The organism is Glycomyces terrestris (assembly GCF_003933745.1).
Taxonomy (GTDB): domain Bacteria; phylum Actinomycetota; class Actinomycetes; order Mycobacteriales; family Micromonosporaceae; genus Glycomyces; species Glycomyces terrestris.
Genome location: NZ_RSEB01000015.1, coordinates 1 through 2610 on the forward strand (window position 1 = coordinate 1; position 2610 = coordinate 2610).

The 2610-nt window shown below is 67.5% G+C and carries 2 protein-coding genes; one reads left to right on the forward strand and one right to left on the reverse strand.

Annotated elements, in window-relative coordinates; all coding sequences use genetic code 11:
- Nucleotides 1–1160, reverse strand: a 1160-nt coding sequence (locus EIW28_RS23975; RefSeq protein ID WP_125250245.1) for a non-reducing end alpha-L-arabinofuranosidase family hydrolase, incomplete at its 3' end; no start/stop codon positions are given.
- Between the two features lie 365 nt (nt 1161–1525).
- Between EIW28_RS23975 and EIW28_RS23980 the strand changes: the two genes are divergently transcribed.
- The coding region (locus EIW28_RS23980; protein ID WP_148102618.1) for an endo-1,4-beta-xylanase at nt 1526–2610 on the forward strand (1085 nt) is incomplete at its 3' end.

The following is a 2610-nucleotide window of genomic DNA, read 5'->3' on the forward strand; positions in this document are numbered from 1 at the left end:
TTCGGCACATCCAAGCACCGACCCGACCCCACACCACGCACCTGACCGGAATCACCACCACCGCCGCCACCGCAGTCGGGCGTCGGGTTGGTGTGGGTCAGCAGGCCGAGGCGGTAGGGCAGCTGCGAGTACTCGCCGCCGATGTTGGGGTTGCGCCCCTGGTAGAGGTAGCGCATGTTGCACGGGTCGATCTCCATGGTCTGGTTGCCGTCCGTGCGCACCATCTCCCCGTGGCTGATGTCGTTCGTCCACGAGCCGCCCGGGAACGTGACGTTCGCGGCCCCCGCGAAGGGGTTCGACTGCGTGTCGGCCAGCGGGGTCCACTCGCTGAAGTTGGCGTCGAGCTTGTTCGAGGTCCAGGAGCGGAAGTACCGGACGCCGCCCGAGCCGATGCCCTCGACGATCAGCATGTACTGGCCGGTGTCGCCGACCTTGTAGACGTTGGTGGCCTCGAAGAGGCTCTGGTTGGGGGCCTCCATGAACAGCTCGACGTCGCCGAAGCCGTTCGGGAACTCGGCCACCGTCGTCTGCGCGCGGTAGAACTTCTGCTTGTCGTTGTTGAAGTACAGGTAGCAGTTGACCTCGTCGCAGGCGACCCAGTAGTCGAGGATGTACGACGAGCCGGCGTCGGCGATCCCGTGGTTGTTCATGAAGTTCCGCGGGGCCGAGGCGCTCTGCGGCTGCGACGGGTGGGTCAGGGTCGAGAACGACGGCAGGCCGGTCTGGTAGAGCAGGTACCACTGGTTGTCCGGCTCGAAGTAGAAGACCTGCGGCGCGGCGCGGTAGCCGCCGCCGATCGGGGTGCGGCTCAGGTGGTACTGGGGCGCCTGGCCGGCCTGGCTCCAGTTGGTGAAGCCGCCGAAGTAGGTCAGGGACCAGCCGCCGTTGGTGTCGGCGGTGGTGGCGTACACGTGGTACTGGCCGTCGACCTGGACGACGGACGGGTCCTTGATGGACACCAGGGTGCGGCCGGGGGCCGTCTGCTGGGGGCCGACGAGGGCGCCGGTGGACTCCCAGCGGAAGTTGGTGGGGAGCGGCGCGGCCGATGCCGGGTCGGGCGATGGTTCGGCGGCGGCGCTCAGGGTGGCCGCGGCAAGCGCCGCCACCAGCGTCACCGCGAGCATCGCGAGCCGCGATCGCAAGCGGGTGGGTTGACTCATGGGGTGCCTCTCTGATCGGGCCCCTGCGTTGGTTATCGCTAACAACTTCAGGGAACACGAACGTTTCGGCGCGGACGCCGAACGTTAGATGTGCACACAGGATAGCCAGAGGACTCATCACATGTAAATACTTCGATGTGATTTGTTGACCTGGCAGCCCCAATCCGCGCCGCGGGGACCTCCGCCTCCGCCGCGGCGTCGACTCCCGCCCCGAACGCTTGACGAGATATCGAACCATATCTATAGTTCGAAGCACGTAAGTTTCGGAGATTCTTCGGAAACTTTCGCAGACTCAGGGGCGCACCGCTGTCCCGGTATCACCGGCCGCGCCGACCGCTGAGTACCCCGCACGCACAGGGAGCACCATGATCGACACTTCACCGAGACGACGGCACCGCGCCTGGTCGGCGCTCGCCGCCGTCGCGACCGTGAGCCTGGGCGCGACCACCGCGCTCGTGATGTCCGCCGGGACGGCCCAGGCCGCGTCCACCCTCGGCGCCTCCGCGGCCGAGAGCGGCCGCTACTTCGGCGCCGCCGTCTCCACCCAGTACCTCAGCGAGGCCGCCTACGCCAACACCCTCGGCACCGAGTTCAACTCGGTCGTGGCCGAGAACGCCATGAAGTGGGACGCCACCGAGCCCAACCCCGGCCAGTTCAACTTCTCCGGCGGCGACCAGCTCGTCAACTGGGCGCAGGCGCGCGGCATGGCGGTCCGCGGCCACACCCTCGTCTGGCATGCGCAGCAGCCGGGCTGGGTGCAGGGCCTCACCGGCCAGAACCTGCGCAACGCCATGCTCAACCACATCTCCGGCGTCGCCAACCACTACGAGGGCGACGTCTTCGCCTGGGACGTGGTGAACGAGGCGTTCGAGTGGGACGGCTCGCGCCGCCAGTCGAACCTCCAGATCCAGCTCGGCAACGGCTGGATCGAGGAGGCGTTCCGAGCCGCCGACGCCGCCGACCCGAACGCGCGGCTGTGCTACAACGACTACGGCACCGACGCGATCAACGCCAAGAGCACCGCGATCTACAACATGGTGCGCGACTTCAAGAGCCGCGGCGTCCCGATCGACTGCGTCGGCTTCCAGACCCACATCGCCCACAACGAGAACCTGTCGAGCTACCAGGCCAACCTCCAGCGCTTCGCCGACCTCGGCGTGGCCGTGGAGATCACCGAACTCGACGTCGGCCAGGGCTCGGGCCAGGCCGCGACGTACGAGACCGTCACCCGCGCCTGCATGGCCGTCTCCCGCTGCACCGGCATCACCGTCTGGGGCGTCACCGACAAGTACTCCTGGCGCACCGACAACCCGCTGCTGTTCGACGGGAACTACCAGAAGAAGGCCGCCTACCACTCCGTCCTCGCCGCTCTGAACAACGGCAACCCCGGTGGTGGTGATTCCGGTCAGGTGCGTGGTGTGGGGTCGGGTCGGTGCTTGGATGTGCCGAA